The organism is Turicibacter sp. KK003, from assembly GCF_037014675.1.
In the GTDB taxonomy this organism is placed as follows: domain Bacteria; phylum Bacillota_I; class Bacilli_A; order MOL361; family Turicibacteraceae; genus Turicibacter; species Turicibacter faecis.
This window is the reverse complement of the sequence record NZ_CP142738.1, coordinates 2,154,972-2,173,550: the sequence shown is the minus strand read 5'-3', so window position 1 is coordinate 2,173,550 and position 18,579 is coordinate 2,154,972. Positions and strand designations below refer to the sequence as shown.

Here is an 18,579-nt window from a genome sequence, read left to right as displayed (position 1 = left end):
AGCATTATGGCAGAATATGATTTAAAAGTAGCGGTTATTGGGGGGGGAACGGGCCTTTCAACGATATTAAGGGGACTAAAACGATATCCTATTGATTTAACTGCTATTGTAACAGTAGCCGACGATGGGGGGAGTTCGGGAAGTTTGAGAACGGATTTCGATGTTCCCCCTCCGGGGGATATTAGAAATGTACTCGTAGCTTTATCAGAGGTAGAGCCTCTTGTGCAGGAGTTATTTCAATATCGATTTACTGGTCAAACCGATTTGGCGGGACATCCTACCGGAAATTTATTAATCGCAGCGATGACCAATATTACTGGAGATTTTGCATCTGCTATTCAAAAGTTGAGCGAAGTATTAAAAGTTCGAGGATGCGTATTACCAGTATGTAACACTCCGTTATGCTTGTGTGCGGAGTATGATGATGGTACAATCATTCAAGGCGAATCACTTATCCCGACTGTTGATAAAAAAATTAAACGGGTTTATTATACTAAAAAGGATGCAAGGGCACTTGAAGAGGCTGTTGAAGCTATTATGGAGGCCGATTTAGTTCTACTTGGTCCAGGAAGTTTATATACAAGTATTATTCCTAATTTATTATTTAGTGAGATTTCTGATGCTTTGGTTAAAACATCTGCTGAATGTGTCTATTGTTGCAATATTATGACTCAACCCGGTGAAACAAATGGATATACGGCTTCTGATCATGTGCGTGCGCTTCATGAACATGCAGGTGCAAGCTTTGTTGATAAGATTATTGTGAACGATGAGGAACTTGATACTGAGACATATGAGCGTTATTATGATCAAAAATCGGATATTGTTATAATCGATGAATGTAATCTTCAAGAAATGAATATTGAGATTATTAAAAGTCGTTTAGTTTCATATAACAGTGTAGGGGAGGTACGCCATAACGCTAAAAAAGTAGCGGCAACTATCTTTTCGCTACTATTAGATATCGAGGAAAAAAGGGAGGGGTGATACCATGTCATTCGCTTCTGAAACAAAAAAAGAATTAGTTCAAATACAATCAGATGATTGTTGTGCAAAGTCTGAATTATCGGCATTGATTCGGATGAACGGTGTGATTTCGTTATCGAGTAAAGGTTTAGTTTTGGACTTTGCGACCGAAAATGCTGCGATTGCCAGGAGAACTTTACAATTAATTAAGCAATTGTTTGATACAGAGGTAGATTTACTATCTCGAAAAAAAATGCAACTTAAGAAAAATAATGTTTATATTATTCGTATTAAGAAAAATGCCCGCGAAATTGCGACGGAGTTAGGGATTATGTCAGATACCGGCTTTGTTTTAGGAATTGCTAAACATTTAATAGAATATGATTGCTGTAAAAGAGCTTATTTACGTGGAGCTTTTTTAGCAGGTGGATCAGTAAATAATCCGGAGACCTCCTCTTATCATTTTGAAATTTGTACGCTTGATGAAGAGCATGCAGAGGATTTAAAGGATCTGCTTAATGTTTTTGACTTAAATGCTCGTGTTCTTCAAAGAAAGAAGGGTTATATTACTTATATTAAAGAGGCCGAGAAAATTAGCGATTTTTTAAGAGCGATTGAAGCATATAATGCCGTACTAAACTTTGAGGATGTTCGTATTTTTAGGGATATTAGAAATTCAGAGAATCGTTTGAATAATTGCGAGATTGCTAATGAAACGAAGACAATTGCTGCTGCAAAGCGCCAAATTGATAATATTGAACTAATAGACTTTGTTTACGGAATTAATTCATTGCCGGAACGTTTGCAATATGTTGCTAGACTCAGACTAGAATTTCCTGAGGAGAATTTAACGTATTTAAGTGAAGTTGCAACGCAACGCGGGATGAAATTGACAAAATCAGGAATTAATCATCGAATGAGAAAGTTAACAGAAATGGCCGAAGAAATTCGTGAAAATCAGCAAAAACGAGCTGAACAAAATTAAACCAAAGTGAGATGATTCTTATTAGTTGTTTCCAATTAGAAACAAAAAGTTAAACCTTATTCATGTACAATGTGTATGAATAAGGTTTTTTTAGAATATAAGAAAAGCTTGGATAAAAAATATTTAATTAGAGATAATAAAAAATGTTTTTGTCTGAAAAAAATTACAACCGCTTACAAATTGATATCCGTATACTTGTGAATTAAAGTTTAGTATACTATTATTATAAGAACGAAGGAGGAAATACTATGACTAAAAAACCTGTAGCATTAATTATTTTAGATGGTTTTGGTTTACGTGATGAAACTGCTGGAAATGCAGTTCAAGCAGCTAAAATGCCAAACTTAGATCGTTTATTCCATAAATATCCTCATAATACGTTAGAGGCATCTGGATTAGGAGTTGGATTACCTGATGGACAAATGGGGAACTCAGAGGTAGGACACTTAAACTTAGGTGCAGGACGTATCGTTTATCAATCATTAACTCGTATTAACTTAGCTGTGAAAAATGGAGACTTAAAAAATGATCCTGTTATTGAAAAAGGATGTGCACACGCATTAGAAAATAACAAAAAAGTGCATGTTATGGGATTATTATCACCAGGTGGAATTCACTCACATAATGAGCATATTTACGCGTTAGTAGAAGCAGCTAAAGCTCAAGGTGCAAAAGAAGTGTATGTACATATTTTCTTAGATGGACGCGATACTGCTCCTAAATCAGCATTAGAGTATGTAGAAGCATTAGAAAATAAATTAACAGAAATCGGAATTGGAAAAATTGCGACTGTATCAGGGCGTTATTATGCAATGGACCGCGATAAAAACTATGACCGTACTCAATTAACATATGATGCAATGACTCAAGGAACAGGTGAAAAATTCGAATCAGCGAAAGCTGGGGTTGAAGCTTCATATAAAAACGATATCTTAGATGAATTCGTTGTTCCATTTGTAGTTGATGCAAACGGATTAATTCAAGATGGAGATACAGTAATTTTCGCTAACTTCCGTCCTGACCGTGCACAACAAATTGCAATTGCATTATCTAACCCTGAAAATGTAGCAAGCTTTGCTAAAGAAGGTAAAGAAGCATTAGATCCTTCAAAAGGACCTAAAGATGTTTACTTCATCTCAATGATGTCTTACGGGGATGCTGTAAAAGGACCAGTTGTTTTTGGATTACAGGATTTAGCTAATACTTACGGAGAAGTTATCTCAGCAAACGGATTAAAACAATTACGTATCGCTGAAACTGAAAAATATGCTCACGTTACATTCTTCTTTGACGGTGGGGTAGACAAAGAAATCGAAGGAGCAACACGTGTATTAATTAACTCACCAAAAGTTGCAACATATGATTTAAAACCTGAAATGTCAGCATACGAAGTTGCAGATGCTTGTGTGGCTGAAATTAATAAGGATATTCACGATACAATTATCTTAAACTTTGCTAACCCAGATATGGTAGGACATACAGGGGTATTTGATGCAACAGTTAAAGCTTTAGAAGCAGTTGATGAGTGTTTAGGTAAAGTAGTTGATGCGATTATCGCTAAAGGTGGAGTCGCTATTATTACAGCTGACCACGGAAATGCTGAAAAATTAGTGGACGAAAATGGTGGAGCATATACAGCTCATACATCAAATCCAGTTCCAGTCATCGTAACAAAAGAAGGAATTGAGTTACGTGATGGTGGAAACTTAGGAGACTTAGCACCAACAATGTTACAATTATTAAATGTTAAACAACCTGAAGAAATGACAGGAAAATCAATTATTAAATAATAATTTTTATGAAAAGGGCATCGCTTCTCGCGATGCTCTTTTAAGATATATTTTTTTCGAAATGTTGATAATCTTTTGGTTGGTTCCAATCACCACCCCAACTCCAACCATATTTTTTGAAAATTTCACATACTTCACTTTCCGCAGTAATCATACCAGGAATCTCCTGTCCCCGGTCCGTATAGTCTTCGCCGTTTGCGGGTAACACTTTATTTGCGTACACATAAGGATTTATTTTAGGATTAATGTCAATCGCTAATCCGTAGGCGTGATTTGAAGGAGTAGATCCATTTGTAATCATCCTGAAATTAAAGGCGCTTGTATTATTATCTTCCATGGATAATTCATCAGAGTTATCGTAATGATGGATGGCCTTCATTTTTTCAATTGGAAAAGAAATTGTATAAAGTTCTTTAAAGATTTGTAGTACCTCTTCGGCAATCGCCTGATTTACAATGAGTTCTCCTTGGTGTATCTCACCATCAAAACCAACATGAAGAATTTCTAGGTACCGTAGGTCATCATATTCAATGTATTGTGGATCGATTGGGATTAAGGAAGCGAGAGAGTCTCCGTATTTTTCTTGTAGAGTTTGAATGGTAAAAAAGTCATCTACCGTGAACTCGGGAACTGATGATGTTTCAGAAACTTGATCATTTTCGGTGATCGTTGAACTAGGTGGGGAAACTTCCCTTACTAAAGGATTTTCTTCAGGTGAAGAAAAAGGATCGGATTCTTCTGAAACAAACGATAAGGTAATAGGGAGGTATAGACTAAGAGGAATTCCAATCATTAGGAGTGAGATGATAATTTTTTTCATTTAAGACGTCTCCTTTTCAAAAATGGGTTGATAGGTTTATTATTGAGTAAGGTTATTATAAATGAGATCGTTGAAGAAATTTAGTTTTTTATGAAATACTCCTAAATGATGGGATAGGGGATTGAAATTTTAGAAATATATGTTAGAATAATAGTGTGAATGGCCAGGTTAGTTTAGTGGTAAAACAACGCAATGGTAATGCGTAGCCGCGAGTTCGATTCTCGCACCCGGCACCAGTTTATGAAAAGATTGATTCAGCTTGATGAAGCTGATTTTTTTTTTTTTTTTTTTTTTTTTTTTTTTTTTTTTTTTTTTTTTTTTTTTTTTTTTTTTTTTTTTTTTTTTTTTTTTTTTTTTTTGCTTTTTTCGCCAATTTTTTATATCTTCACTTAAAATAAAAATCTCGAGGTTTGTAGAATTTATCGATTGTTTCATCCACAATGGGTATTAAATAAGGGGATGGGAAGAGGGAGCGGTAGGTTGATGATTAAGTTTTCATTTTTGAAAGGCTTTTATCGTCATTAAAATGGATTTCTTCACTTTAGGAGAAGATTTAGATTTTTTCTACATTACCGCATCATTTGTTTATATCGAGGGATTAATTGGTTAAAGATGACACTTTTATTTTTAATAAAGGATATCTAATAGCGATATAATAAAGTGTATAAATGGAGGATATTTAGAAATAATAAGTAATTATCTGATTTGGAAAAGGGGAATTAAGGAGTTTGTCGTTTTTTTTAGTATTATGGTAGGAATAAATAAAAATATAAAAAATAGCGTTTTCAATTTAAAAATATCTTTAATATGCAAAAAAATGTATTATAATAAGAAGTGTGAAAAAATTAGAAAAAGGAGTGTCTTAAATGCCTTATATTGCTGATGTATATGCTCGCGAAGTATTAGATTCTCGCGGAAATCCTACTGTTGAAGTAGAAGTAACAACTGAAAGTGGATCATTCGGACGTGCTTTAGTACCATCTGGAGCTTCTACTGGAATTTATGAAGCAGTTGAATTACGTGATGGAGATAAATCACGTTACTTAGGAAAAGGTGTTTTAAACGCTGTTAAAAACGTTAACGAGGTTATCGCTCCTGCTTTAGTTGGTATGGACGTTACTGACCAATGTGGAATTGACCGTTTAATGATCGAATTAGACGGAACTAAAAACAAAGGAAAATTAGGAGCTAACGCAATCTTAGGTGTATCTATGGCTGTTGCTCATGCTGCTGCTGACTTTGTTGGATTACCATTATACCGTTACTTAGGTGGATTCAACTCTAAAGAATTACCAACTCCAATGATGAACATCATCAATGGTGGAGAACATGCAGACAACAACATCGACTTCCAAGAGTTCATGATTATGCCTGTTGGAGCTCCAACATTTAAAGAAGCTATCCGTATGGGAGCTGAAGTATTCCATGCATTAAAATCAGTATTACACGGTATGGGATTAAACACTGCAGTTGGTGATGAAGGTGGATTCGCTCCAAACTTAGAATCAAACGAAGCTGCTATCAAAGTTATCTTAGAAGCTATCGAAAAAGCTGGATATGTTCCAGGTAAAGACGTAATGATCGCTATGGACGTTGCTTCATCTGAGTTCTACAAAGATGGAAAATACGTTTTAGCTGGAGAAGGTGGAAAAGTATTCACTTCTGAAGAATTATGCGATTTCTACGCTGAATTATGCTCTAAATATCCAATCATCTCAATCGAAGACGGTTTAGACCAAGACGACTGGGCTGGATGGGATTATTTAACTAAAAAAATCGGAGATAAAGTGCAATTAGTTGGAGACGATTTCTTCGTAACTAACACTGAGCGTTTAGCTGAAGGTATCGAGAAAAACGTTGCAAACTCTATCTTAATCAAAGTTAACCAAATCGGTACATTAACTGAAACTTTCGAAGCTATCGAAATGGCTAAGAAAGCTGGATACACTGCAGTTGTATCTCACCGTTCAGGAGAAACTGAAGATGCTACAATCGCTGACATCGCAGTTGCTACAAATGCTGGACAAATCAAAACAGGTTCAATGTCTCGTACTGACCGTATTGCAAAATACAACCAATTATTACGTATCGAAGACGAATTAGGTGAACAAGCTGTTTACAACGGAGTTAAATCATTCTATAACTTAAAAAAATAATTTAATTATTTTAGTTTAGATTAACTTTATGCCCCCTCTCTTTCTCCGACAAAGAGAGGGGGTTTTTAGTTTATCATCTGAATGATAGGCTAACGCTTATTGCAGGGGATAGGTCTACAAGTAGGTGTTAAAGGATATACTGTAATTGGATTAAGGGTGAGGACACTCTAAAAAGGATAAAGTGGATTATTTATGCCGAAATTAGCGCGTGTAGATCATTCTTCTAGCTACATATTTATAAAGGGGGATTGTCAGTGAAGTTTTTCAAGGGATCAATCAATTACGCTTGTTTGAATGGGGTTCTTATTTTAATCGGTATTTTGGTATTGATCCATATCATTAAATTAGTTTTTCCGATTTTAACTCCAGCTCTTGCTATCATGAATTTTATTTTGTCACCATTTTTGATTGCAATTTGTCTTGCTTATTTATTAAATCCAGTCGTTGAATTGTTTTGCCGATTTAAAATTAAGCGAAGTTATTCCGTCTGGTTAACATTCTTAACGATTATAGGAACTGTTTTTTATGCTATTTTTAGCCTTATTCCCTATTTTGTTGTAAATATCCAGCAGGTGATGGGAAGAATTCCTGCCCTATTAGAAAGACTTCAATTTTTAGTTGATAAGTGGCAATTAAGCGATATCGATTTTTATCATTATGATTTTACAAAGTTGTTTTCTCAAAACTCTGAGGTGATTAAAATTTTCTCATCGTTTCTATCACGTTTAGGACCGTGGCTATCTTCATTTAGTAGTAGTTTTACCTTGGTGTTAGGAATGGTTTTTTTGGTACCGGTAGCGTTGTACTATATTTTGAGCCATTTTCATGAAATAAGGGGAGGAATTCGCCAGGCATTACTTATACATCATCAGGACCGACTATTCAAAATGCTTAAAGAATGTGAGTCTGTCGTGACCGCATATGTTTCGGGAACATTATTGGTTTCTGTTGTTCTGTCTATTATAGCCTCTATCTATTTTTCAATTATTGGATTAGATAATGCGATTGTTTTTGGGACTCTCATTGGATTTTTAAATATTATCCCCTATGTGGGACAGGTTATTGGGACGATACCTGCTGCGATTTTTGGTTTGATGGTTTCGCCGTTAACCCCGATTTATGTTATTTTAGGAGTTGCAGCCTTGAATGTGATTGAGGGAAATTTAGTTAAACCGTTTGTTTTTTCTAAATCGATTGATTTTCATCCGATTATTGTATTTACGTTGATTATGATTGGTGGACAGTTTTTTGGGGTTATTGGAATGATATTAATTATTCCAATCGCAGGTATTTTGAAAATTATCGGAAGATATATGTGGGAATTAATGAAAGAGAAAAAAGAAAAAGTTCGCGCTTAGCGAACTTTTTTTGTCTGTTGTTGCAAGGAAATGCTCTTACTGCATATTTTAGTTTATTATAACATACGGTTAGATGTATGAGTTTGGTTATGGTCGTAGGAGGAGCTTTTGATGGGGATGCTATTAACTCAGTACTTTATATTATCAATCATTGTTGTTGTATCATCCATACGTATTTCTTCTTGTGTAGATGAGTTTACAAAACGGACTAAAATTGGTGGAGCCTTTATTGCAGGTATCGTATTAGCAGGGGTGACTTCCCTTCCGGAATTAATTACAAGTCTTTCTTCTACCATTGTGTTAAATAATGCTGATTTAGCAATGGGTGATATTTTAGGGAGCAACGCTTTTAATATTTTTATTTTAGCGGTAGGAAATTTAATATTTATTAAATCGCGTCTATTTAATTGGACAAAGCAGTTGAATGTAAAGACAAATGTGCTGAGTACGTTCGTTTATTTTTTTATTTTCTTGAACTTATATGGGTTTTTAACCGGACGAATAGGTCATATTGGAATTACATCATTTTTTATTTTAATTTTATATTATATCAATATTCGCCTAGTTGCTGATGGCGAGGAGCAGGAATTGTTAAATCCAAAGGTTACGTGCCGGCTCAGGGTTCTCGTCTATCAATTTATTTTATCTGCTATTGTAATTGTTGTTTCAAGTTTACTTATTTCTGTTGTTACAGACAAGATTGCTCGAATAAGTGGAATTGGGTCTTCCTTTATTGGGGCCATGTTTTTAGGGGTAGCAACTTCTCTACCGGAGATGGCAAGTTTGGTAAGTCTTGTGCGCCTAAAAAATTATGATTTAGCGGTAGGAAATATTGTAGGAAGTAACCTATTTAATTTCGTTATTATAGCATTGGCGGATATTTGTTATGTATCAGGGAGTATTTTTGAATTTTTAGATACATCGAATCGATTGTTAGTTATTGTCGGTTTATTAGAGTCTATTTTGTTAACTTATATGTTATTAAGAAAAGAAGTGAAAAATTTATTGTTATATGTTTTACCCTCTTTAATGATTATTTTTATTTATTTTTATTATCTAAGACTCTCCTTAAATAATGGTTGAAATTGTATACTGGATATGATAAAGTTTTGTTATAGTATAAGGAGGGTTTAGGATGTTTCAATATGGCGTAGTAGATATTCTATTTATGATTGTTTCTGTAATCCTAATTATTTTGGTAGCCTTACAAAGTTCTAAACAGGGGTTAAGTGATTCTCTTTCAGGTGGTAATAGCGAGTTATTTAAAAATCAAAAGGAACGCGGAGCAGAGGTATACGTTGTTCGAGCAACATATATTTGTTCAATTGCCTTTTTAGTTTTAGGATTAATGGTTTTTATGAAATAATTGTGGGCTCATATTCAAAATGAATATGAGTTTTTTTATTGAATGAAGTAGGATATGAATAGGATTTAAAAGTTAAGGATGCGGTTAAACTCTTTTTCGTAAGGTAGAGCTTGAGGGGAATAGAGGTAATGGATGAGCCCTTTTTATAAAAATTGGGTAAATTTTTTAGAGTAGGGAATAATAGTGATATAAAATAGACCTATTTGTATAAACTAGTGATAGGATAGGTTTGGTTAGTTTATCTATTCGTAGTAAAAAATGGTTAAATGTTTATGGAGTTATGATAGAATATAAGTTATGAGTTGGAGGTGTGCTATTTGCGCAATACAGTATTAGAGTTATTAGGATCGAGTCACTATGAGGCAATGACGATTGATGAATTAGTGGATTATTTACAGATTGATGATTCAAAGTCTTTTAAGGAATTTGTTAAATTGATGGTATCTCTTGAAGATGAAGGGATCGTGGTGCGTTCAAAAAATGATCGATATGATTTGGCGCGTGAGTTAGGTTATTATAAAGGAATTATTTCTATTCACCCCAAAGGATTTGGGTTTGTTGAAATTGAAGATATGGATGACGTTTATGTTCGAAGTGAGGATTTAAACGGGGCGTTACACAAGGATACGGTACTCGTAAAAATTTTACCAAGTTCAAAAGGTGATAGTTTAGAAGGTGAAATTACTCAGGTTCTTGAACGAGGAATGACGGATTTTATTGGGACGTATTATGAAATCAAACAGGTTGGCTATGTTAAACCGGACAATTCACGCTATCAGGCTGTTGTGGCAATTCCTAAAAATAAAACGAAGGGTGCTGTTAAAGACCATAAGGTGCGTGTTCGTATTATAGACTATTTAGAGAATAATGTGGTGAAAGCAGAAGTCACTGAAATTTTAGGACATAAAAATGATCCGGGAATTGATATTTTATCGGTTGTGTATAAGTATGATATTGTTCCCGAATTTAGTAAAGAGGCATTAGAACAGGCGGAGCAAATTCCGAGTGAACCTGATTATGATAGTTATAAAGGACGCCGTGATTTACGAGGGGAAACGATCGTTACAATCGATGGGGATGACGCGAAGGATTTAGATGATGCTGTCCATGTTCGTATGCTTGAAAATGGGAATTATTTATTAGGAGTCTCAATTGCCGATGTTTCTTACTATGTGACTGAGGGATCACCTCTTGATCGAGAAGCCTTCTTTAGAGGAACGAGTGTCTACTTGGTTGACCGTGTGATTCCTATGATTCCACATCGTTTATCAAATGGAATTTGTTCATTAAATCCACAGGTTGATCGTTTAACAATCACGTGTGAGATGGAAATTTCTCCAAAAGGTGAAGTCGTTAACCACGAAATTTTCCCTTCTATTATAAAGACAACTGAACGGATGACTTATAATCACGTTAATCGCATTTTAATTGATGAAGATCCACAATTATGCGAGCGCTACAAGGAGTTAGTTCCGACTTTTAAAATGATGTATGAACTTTCTCAAATTTTACGTCAACGTCGTCATGATCGAGGATCAATCGATTTCGATTTAGAAGAGTCAAAAATTATTGTGGATGAATATGGATTCCCAGTTGACGTGGTTCTTCGTGAACGAGAAATCGCGGAACGAATTATCGAAGATTTTATGCTAGCGGCAAATGAGACAGTGGCAGAACATTTTCACTGGATGGATGTTCCGTTTATTTATCGTGTGCATGAACATCCAAAACCAGAAAAGTTAGAACGTTTCTATAAATTAGCACGTGCATTAGGTTATGAGATTAAGGGAACGAAGGAACATGTTCATCCAAAAGCTTTACAGATGATTACAGAAGCGGTACATGGTAAACCAGAACATGCAGCCATTAATACGATGATGCTTCGTTCGTTACAAAAGGCACGGTACAGTGAGGAGAGTCTGGGCCATTTCGGATTGGCGGCCGAGTTTTACACACATTTCACTTCCCCAATTCGACGTTATCCGGACTTAGTTGTTCATCGATTAATTCGACGTTATTTATTTGACCAAGATTTATCGAAAGAAACCCTTGCTTATTATTCAGCGGTCATGCCTGAAATTGGTGAACAGACATCTAAGCGTGAACGGGATGCAATTGATGCAGAGCGCGAAGTAGAGGATATGAAAAAGGCGGAATACATGACTCAATTTATTGATGAAGAGTTTGAAGGGATTATTTCTTCAGTAACTAAGTGGGGAATGTATGTGGAGTTGCCAAATACCGTAGAGGGTCTTGTTCATGTGAATGATTTAACAGATGATTACTATGAGTTTGATGAGGATAATTTGGCTCTAATTGGGCGTCGAACTAAAACGGTGTACAAAATAGGGGATAAAGTTAAAGTTATCGTTTTAGCAGCTAGTAAAGAAGAACGTACGATTGACTTCCAGTTAGTAGGAATGAGTAAAAGCCGTCAAAAACGCGGATTTAAACGAATTGATACACGGGAAGTGTCACGTAAAGGGCGCTCAAAGGATCGTTCACGTGATAGAAAAGGAGGTAACCGTGATTATCGTCCTGTTCGTTCGCGTAAAACGAATAAATCAACGGATACTAACTTTAAAAATCCAAAACCAAAACGTAAAAAAACGAATGCTACTTCAAATGGCAAGTTGAAAAAGAAGTAATAGGTTATCGATTGAAAGGGAGCAAGGAAAGTCATGATGAAGAAATTGAAATCAATTAATTGGCGTAATGTTATCTTATTTTTATTCGTCATGGTTGGTTTATTAGTATTAGCCCAATCGTTCGTCTTACCAGACATGGTTGGTTGGGATGTTGAACGTGTGAAACACTATGAATCGGGTAATGATATAACGATTGATTACCGCTCTGTTTATTCGGATACAGTTGCCTATGGGACTGTTACCGAACAAGAAAAGTGCGGTAAAGAACAAAAATGCGATGTCATTTTAACCTTTTCTAAAGGAAAAGATGTGTCGAGTCAGTCTGAGGAAGAGGTTAAAGCATATATAGATGAGTTAATCGCTAGTCAATTGATTGATTCTAAACAAGTTGTATATAATGAACCAGAATACTCAAATGAGGTAAATCAGGGGTATCCTATTAGTTATGATGCCGAACCTTATGAAGAAAAAATTAGAATTACCTTTTCTAAGGGACCTGAGATTCATGTTTATGAGGCAAGCATGGTAGGTATTGGTGATATTTTGTTACATGACACGGTTTATAATGATTTCCGTGTAGAAGGAGAGGCATTTGACTTTGCGCCACTTTTTGAACATGTCAAACCTTATATTGATCCAGCTGATTTTGCCTTTGTTAATCAAGAAACAAACATTGGTGGGGTTGAGATTGGTCTATCGAGTTATCCTAATTTTAATAGCCCTTATGAAATTGCAAGGGATTTAATTAATATTGGATTTAATATGTTTTCACGTGCAAATAACCATACGTTAGATAAAGGTGAAGACGGAGTTTTAGCAGCTCAAAAACACTGGGAAACCTTTGAAGGAATTATTACGTCTGGATCGACGGATTCTGCAGAAAAAAGAGAACAGATTCCTGTTATTGAACAAAATGGAATTAAAGTTGCTTTATTATCTTATTCCTATGGGTTTAATGGACATCGTCTACCAGAGGATAAACCATACTTGGCCAATGAATTTGATTATGAAATTGCACGTTCTGATATAGAAAAAGCGAAAAGTGTGGCCGATGCTATTGTCGTATCGATGCACTGGGGAGTTGAATATTCAAATATTCCGAGTGAGATGCAAAAAGAACAGGCTCAATGGTTAGCCGATCAAGGCGTTCATATTATTTTAGGGACTCATCCTCATGTTTTACAACCTGTGGATTTATTAACAGGGCAACACGGAAACAAGACATTGGTTGCTTATTCGCTTGGAAATTTTGTTTCTGGACAAAAAGGTTTAGATCGCTTAGTCGGTGCTATTTTAAAATTTAATATTAAAAAGACGACAATTGGAAATGTAACGACGATTGAGATTGAACACCCTCAGTTAATGCCAACTTATAATTATGCAAAACAAGCTGGACAAGAATACGATGTTATTCCATTGATTGATTCCGATCAGGCAGAGTACTTTGAGACAGTAAGGGCGTTAATGGAGACTTATTCATCAACAGTTGAAGTAGTAGAGTATATTACTTATGATAAGGTAGAGCAATAAAGTTTTTATAAGGTGGTGTAATAATGCCAAAAGGCGTGGGATCAACAATAGCACAGAATAAAAAAGCGGGGCATGATTATTTTATTGAAGATACGTTTGAAGCGGGACTTGTACTACAAGGGACAGAAATTAAATCTATCCGTGCTGGAAAGGTTAATTTACGGGATTCATTTGTTAGGATCGATCGTAATGAGGCATTTGTTCACAACATGCATATTTCGCATTATGAGCAAGGTAATCGTTTTAATCATGATCCGTTACGTACCCGAAAGTTATTGTTACATAAAAAGGAAATTGATCGTTTAATTGGCGTTCAAAAAATGGGAGGATACTCATTAATTCCTTTAAAGTTATATATCAAGGATGGCTACGCTAAATTATTGTTTGGAGTTGCTAAAGGTAAGAAAAATTATGATAAACGTCAAGACCTTAAAGCAAAGGATGCTAATCGTCAAATCGAAAAGGCCTTACGTGATCGACAAAAGTATTAAAATTAAAAAAGTCAGTATTTCATTTTTAAAAAGAAATACTGACTTTTTTTATAGATTAGTAGCGGCATTTGAATTTTATAGTTATCATAAATAGTAGACCAATTATTTAACTATATTTTCCCTTGAAAGGTTGCTAGATTGATCGATTAAACAGAAAATCATATATTTGAAAAGAGGCTTAGTTCCCTGATGGACGGGAGAGTAGGAGAGAAACTTTAAGGATACGAAAGTTATAGCGGATGATAGCGATGTATTACAGAAGGAGAGGTTATATGGTGGATAGTTATTAATTATAAGTAAGATACATATTTATAAATGAAGGGGCATATAATGTTTGAGGTAGTGCCTATAGGAGTAGGCATCGTCAGAGAATAAGGGGGGATAATATGTTAAAAACTGAAACACTTAACATCATCGAGTTTAATAATGGTCAGTTTAAGAAACCAGTTTTGATTAGATATACTATTGTCATTCATTCGAATGAGCCGAAACCTTATGATGAAGATGCCTTAAATTTAATTAGTTTTCTTAAGAGTTTACCAGAACAATTTGAAGCGGTTGAATTGGTCTATCAAGTTGCAGACGCAAAGGTAACAAATTTAGTCCGTCAAAAGATTGTGGTGAAGGTTGATGAAAACATCTACTCAACTTATGTTTTAGATGATGATTTAGACTTATTTTTTAATTTGTTAAGGTTATTTAAAAACTATGAGTATGATGTTGAAGGGGAGGAGCAAAGTGTTAATCCAATAAGATTGGCTGTTGCCCTCAAAAATTATCAAATTTAATGATCCCCAAAAAAGGTCCTGTTCCATTTGAGAAGGATCTTTTTTTATCTGCTCCTTTTATAGATTAAGTGATCAAGGTAATCGTTTTATTGAAATAATCGTACTTATTCGGAGGATAAATCAAATGATAGACGAGGCTAGTGCGAGAAATTTATTAGCAAAGAAAGAAGTCCCTACGGGTTCCATTTATAAAATCAAGGTGTTTGTTTATAAGGTTTTTACGTAAACCCAATAAGGGACTTTAATAGATACTGATGGACGTTTAAGGAATATCCACAAGCGATAAAGGATGATTCTTGATTGAGAAATAAAAAAAGAGTGGAAATAATGTTATTATTTATTTAAATAATGGAACACTATTAATGAATAAATCGTCTAATTAAACGAATAGAAATTTGTTAATCAAATCGAATCACTTCATGGAGGAATCAAAGATGAAAAACTTAAAGTTAATGTTAGGGGCCTTATTAATGATTGTATTAACTGTCGGATGTAGTAAGGACAAACAAGAAACACCTTCTTCGGGTGAAGTATCGCCTAAGGAAGTTATTAATCAAATCCAAGCTGAACTTGCAAAAGCATACGATGTAAGTTTAGAAGATGGGGTTTTACCAGGATATGCGTTAATTGATATGACAAATCAAGATGAAATGGCGATGTATGAAGGAATTTTTAATCCAGAAGATATTAAGTCAGGATATATTTTACAAAACTTAATGAATGTTAGATCAGAATTAATTATGGTTGCTGAAGGAAAAGATGCGAAAGCGACAGAAAGTATTAAATCATCTTATGAAAAAGTTTTATCAAATCAAGAAGCTACATGGTCAACTTATTTACCTGATCAATATGAATTGGTAAAAAACAATAAAATAAAAACAAAAGGAAATTATATTTTATATGTAACAAGTGAAGAGTCTGAAAAAATTATTAAACTTTTTGAAAAGGCTGTTAAATAAAATAAAGAGTTAGATTGGGGATAACCCAATCTTCTTTTTATATGAAAGGAGATGATAATGAATGGTTTTTAGTAGTTTAGTTTTTCTATTTGTTTTTTTACCCCTTACGCTACTCCTCTACTTCAGTGTGCCTCGAAGGTTAAGAAATACTATTTTATTAATCGTGAGTCTTATTTTTTATGCCTGGGGAGAGCCAATTTATATTATTTTAATGCTTTTCTCTACGGTGACAGACTTTGTACACGGCCTATTAGTAGAGAGGTACAGGAATCAACCTAAAAAAGCTAAGCTTGTGGTGTTGTCTTCGATTACTATTAATTTAGGGTTATTAGTCTTTTTTAAATATTCTACGTTCCTATTAACTAATATTAACTTATTATTTCACACCAATTTTTATATTCCCCAAATGTCCTTACCGATAGGAATTTCCTTTTATACCTTTCAAACGATGTCCTATACGATTGATGTGTTCAGACAGGAAGCTAAGGCAAAGAAAAATATGATTGATTTAGGAGCTTATGTCACCATGTTTCCACAGCTTATCGCGGGACCAATCGTTCGATATCAAACGATTGCAAATCAGTTAGATCATCGAGTAGAGAGTGAAGATCTCTTTGCCAAAGGAATTTGGCGTTTTACCATTGGGTTAGGTAAAAAAGTGTTATTGGCTAATAATATAGGATTACTATGGAATCAAATACAATTAACAGAGATGAGTGATTTATCAATTTTAATGGCATGGCTTGGATTAGTGGCCTTTGGATTTCAAATTTACTTTGATTTCAGTGGATATTCTGATATGGCTATTGGTCTTGGCTACTTATTTGGATTCGAATTATTAGAAAACTTTAATTATCCCTACATCTCACAAAGTATTACCGAGTTTTGGCGACGATGGCATATTTCGTTAGGATCATGGTTTAGAGACTATGTGTATATTCCATTAGGCGGAAATCGTAAGGGTAAAAAAAGAATGTATTTGAATTTGTTTATTGTTTGGATGTTAACGGGATTGTGGCATGGGGCAAGTTGGAATTTTGTGTTATGGGGCTTATACTTTGGAATCTTAATCATCATAGAAAAGGCCTTTTTGCTCTTTTGGTTATCACGTGCTCCTCGCTGGATGCGGCATGTCTATACAATTATTTTATTACTGATTGGATGGGGACTTTTTGCGTTTGAGGACTTTCATCAATTAATCAATTATCTTACGGTGCTTTTTGGATTAAGGAACGCGACATGGGTTAACCAGGAAACACTCTATTATTTAAGCCAAAATATCATTCTTTTCGTTCTCTTAACGATCGCTTCTACTCCTATGATTCGTCTAATTGGGCAAAAACTATTTAATAGCCCATATGGTTCAGTAATTAAAGCATTCATCGTTCCTATGATTTGTTTATTGATTTTAATTGCCTCAACGGCCTATTTAGTCGACTCATCTTATAATCCATTTTTATATTTTAGGTTTTAAGGAAGGATAGCTATATGAACAAATTAACGAACCGATTAATCATTTTTACTTTTTTAATCTTTATTTTTGGATTTTCCCTCCTTAATTTATTGACGCCAGATCGCGAAAAGTCAGAATCAGAGAATCGATTGCTTCAGCAATTTCCGCACTTTTCTTTAGATCGTCTATTGTCAGGGGATTATACAAGGGATTTTGATAAATACATGACGGATCAATTTGTTTTAAAAGACCACTGGGTTGGTTTAAAATCGGATTTTGAACAATTCGTCCACAAAAGTGAGAATAATGGTGTGTACTTTGGAAAGGATGGTTATTTATTAGAAAAGTTTTCTGATAAAGGAGAGTATTTTGATATTAATTTACAGGCCATTAATTCTTTTCACAACAAAATGGAGCAACTAAATACAACGGTGATGCTTGTTCCAACAGCAGTTAAGATTTATGAGGATAAACTCCCTCTTTTTGCCCCAACATATGATCAGGAAAAAATGTTGTCCCAGGCGCAGGATGAATTGAAGGTTCACCTGGTCGATGTCATGCCTATTTTAATGGAGCATAAAGAAGAAGCTATTTATTATAGGACGGATCATCATTGGACCACGCTAGGTGCCTTTTATGCGTATCAACAATTGTTGAAAGAATGGGGAATTAATCCTTATTTGGATTATCATGTAGAGACTGTTACGCACAATTTTTATGGGACGCACTATTTTAAAGCAAATGATCATCGCTTAAAACCGGATGAGATTCATGTGTACTATCCGAATCACCCCGTTGACTTTTCACTAACTTTTCCGGGAACAGGGGAGTCATTAGATGGATTATATAATTATGATTATTTAGATCAGCGAGACAAATATTCTCTGTTTATCAACGGGAATCAAGCTTTGACGGTGATTAAGAGTAATGTTGAAAATGGTCAAAAATTAGTGATGTTTAAGGACTCTTATGCCCATAATTTTGTCCCATTTCTCGCCATGCATTTTGAGGAAATACATTTAATCGATTTACGCTATTTTAATTTAAATCCGTATGATTATATAAGAGAACATGAATTTACTCAGGCATTATTTTTATATAATTTATCGAGCTTTGGAACAGATTCTACGATTAAAAAGTTAAAGGCCTATCATTAAAAAAGGAAGAAGGAACAATTTGTGTTCCTTCTTCCTTTTATCAAATAAATTCGGATATAGAAAAATCTATTGAGTAAGATTAAGACTCGTTTTCTTTCCTTCATGACTATAA

Annotated in this window: 15 protein-coding genes and 1 tRNA gene; 15 read left to right on the top strand and 1 reads right to left on the bottom strand. The window is 34.6% G+C overall.

Features of this window, described 5'->3' with window-relative positions; genetic code table 11:
• Positions 1 to 6 precede the first annotated feature (6 nt).
• From VXM77_RS10560 to gpmI, 3 genes are all read left to right on the top strand, one after another.
• Positions 7 to 987: a YvcK family protein gene (locus VXM77_RS10560; RefSeq protein WP_161832331.1), complete on the top strand. Its 981-nt coding sequence runs from the start codon at positions 7 to 9 to the stop codon at positions 985 to 987.
• Positions 988 to 991: 4 nt separating this feature from the next.
• Positions 992 to 1,951: a DNA-binding protein WhiA gene (whiA, locus tag VXM77_RS10555; RefSeq protein WP_161832332.1), complete on the top strand. Its 960-nt coding sequence runs from the start codon at positions 992 to 994 to the stop codon at positions 1,949 to 1,951.
• Positions 1,952 to 2,199: 248 nt separating this feature from the next.
• Positions 2,200 to 3,741: a 2,3-bisphosphoglycerate-independent phosphoglycerate mutase gene (gene gpmI / locus VXM77_RS10550; RefSeq protein WP_161832333.1), complete on the top strand. Its 1,542-nt coding sequence runs from the start codon at positions 2,200 to 2,202 to the stop codon at positions 3,739 to 3,741.
• 40 nt (positions 3,742 to 3,781) lie between these two features.
• On the opposite strand, the gene VXM77_RS10545 is transcribed toward gpmI, so the two are convergent.
• Positions 3,782 to 4,561, bottom strand: a complete 780-nt coding sequence (locus tag VXM77_RS10545) for a M15 family metallopeptidase (RefSeq protein ID WP_161832334.1) — start codon at positions 4,559 to 4,561, stop codon at positions 3,782 to 3,784.
• A gap of 162 nt (positions 4,562 to 4,723) precedes the next feature.
• On the opposite strand from VXM77_RS10545, the gene VXM77_RS10540 reads away from it, so the two are divergent.
• The 12 genes from VXM77_RS10540 (at position 4,724) to VXM77_RS10485 (ending at position 18,467) form a co-directional block, all read left to right on the top strand.
• Positions 4,724 to 4,797: transfer RNA gene (locus tag VXM77_RS10540), tRNA-Thr, on the top strand.
• 630 nt (positions 4,798 to 5,427) lie between these two features.
• Positions 5,428 to 6,717 (top strand): phosphopyruvate hydratase, encoded by a 1,290-nt coding sequence (eno, locus tag VXM77_RS10535; RefSeq protein ID WP_161832335.1) that lies wholly within the window; start codon positions 5,428 to 5,430, stop codon positions 6,715 to 6,717.
• Positions 6,718 to 6,971: 254 nt separating this feature from the next.
• Complete coding sequence (locus tag VXM77_RS10530) at positions 6,972 to 8,075, top strand: AI-2E family transporter (RefSeq protein ID WP_161831804.1); 1,104 nt, start codon at positions 6,972 to 6,974, stop codon at positions 8,073 to 8,075.
• A gap of 111 nt (positions 8,076 to 8,186) precedes the next feature.
• Positions 8,187 to 9,158, top strand: a complete 972-nt coding sequence (locus VXM77_RS10525; RefSeq protein ID WP_262953488.1) for a sodium:proton exchanger — start codon at positions 8,187 to 8,189, stop codon at positions 9,156 to 9,158.
• A gap of 52 nt (positions 9,159 to 9,210) precedes the next feature.
• A complete protein-coding gene (gene secG / locus VXM77_RS10520) occupies positions 9,211 to 9,441 on the top strand; it encodes a preprotein translocase subunit SecG (protein WP_161831806.1) in 231 nt (76 codons plus the stop codon).
• Between the two features lie 317 nt (positions 9,442 to 9,758).
• Positions 9,759 to 12,089, top strand: coding sequence for a ribonuclease R (rnr, locus tag VXM77_RS10515; protein WP_161831807.1), 2,331 nt, complete (start codon positions 9,759 to 9,761; stop codon positions 12,087 to 12,089).
• Between the two features lie 33 nt (positions 12,090 to 12,122).
• Positions 12,123 to 13,619 carry a CapA family protein gene (locus VXM77_RS10510; protein WP_338506317.1) on the top strand — a complete coding sequence of 499 codons (1,497 nt, stop codon included), beginning with the start codon at positions 12,123 to 12,125 and terminating at the stop codon, positions 13,617 to 13,619.
• Between the two features lie 23 nt (positions 13,620 to 13,642).
• On the top strand, positions 13,643 to 14,110 hold the full coding sequence (smpB, locus tag VXM77_RS10505) for an SsrA-binding protein SmpB (RefSeq protein ID WP_161831809.1): 468 nt from the start codon (positions 13,643 to 13,645) through the stop codon (positions 14,108 to 14,110).
• 386 nt (positions 14,111 to 14,496) lie between these two features.
• The gene (locus VXM77_RS10500; RefSeq protein WP_338506316.1) at positions 14,497 to 14,898 is read left to right on the top strand and encodes a hypothetical protein; all 402 of its coding nucleotides are present in this window, start codon (positions 14,497 to 14,499) and stop codon (positions 14,896 to 14,898) included.
• 434 nt (positions 14,899 to 15,332) lie between these two features.
• Positions 15,333 to 15,857: a DUF4358 domain-containing protein gene (locus VXM77_RS10495; RefSeq protein ID WP_338506314.1), complete on the top strand. Its 525-nt coding sequence runs from the start codon at positions 15,333 to 15,335 to the stop codon at positions 15,855 to 15,857.
• Between the two features lie 61 nt (positions 15,858 to 15,918).
• Entirely contained in the window at positions 15,919 to 17,331 is a 1,413-nt protein-coding gene (locus VXM77_RS10490; protein WP_338506312.1) for an MBOAT family O-acyltransferase, read from the top strand.
• 14 nt (positions 17,332 to 17,345) lie between these two features.
• The gene (locus VXM77_RS10485; RefSeq protein WP_338506310.1) at positions 17,346 to 18,467 is read left to right on the top strand and encodes a DHHW family protein; all 1,122 of its coding nucleotides are present in this window, start codon (positions 17,346 to 17,348) and stop codon (positions 18,465 to 18,467) included.
• Positions 18,468 to 18,579: the final 112 nt, after the last annotated feature.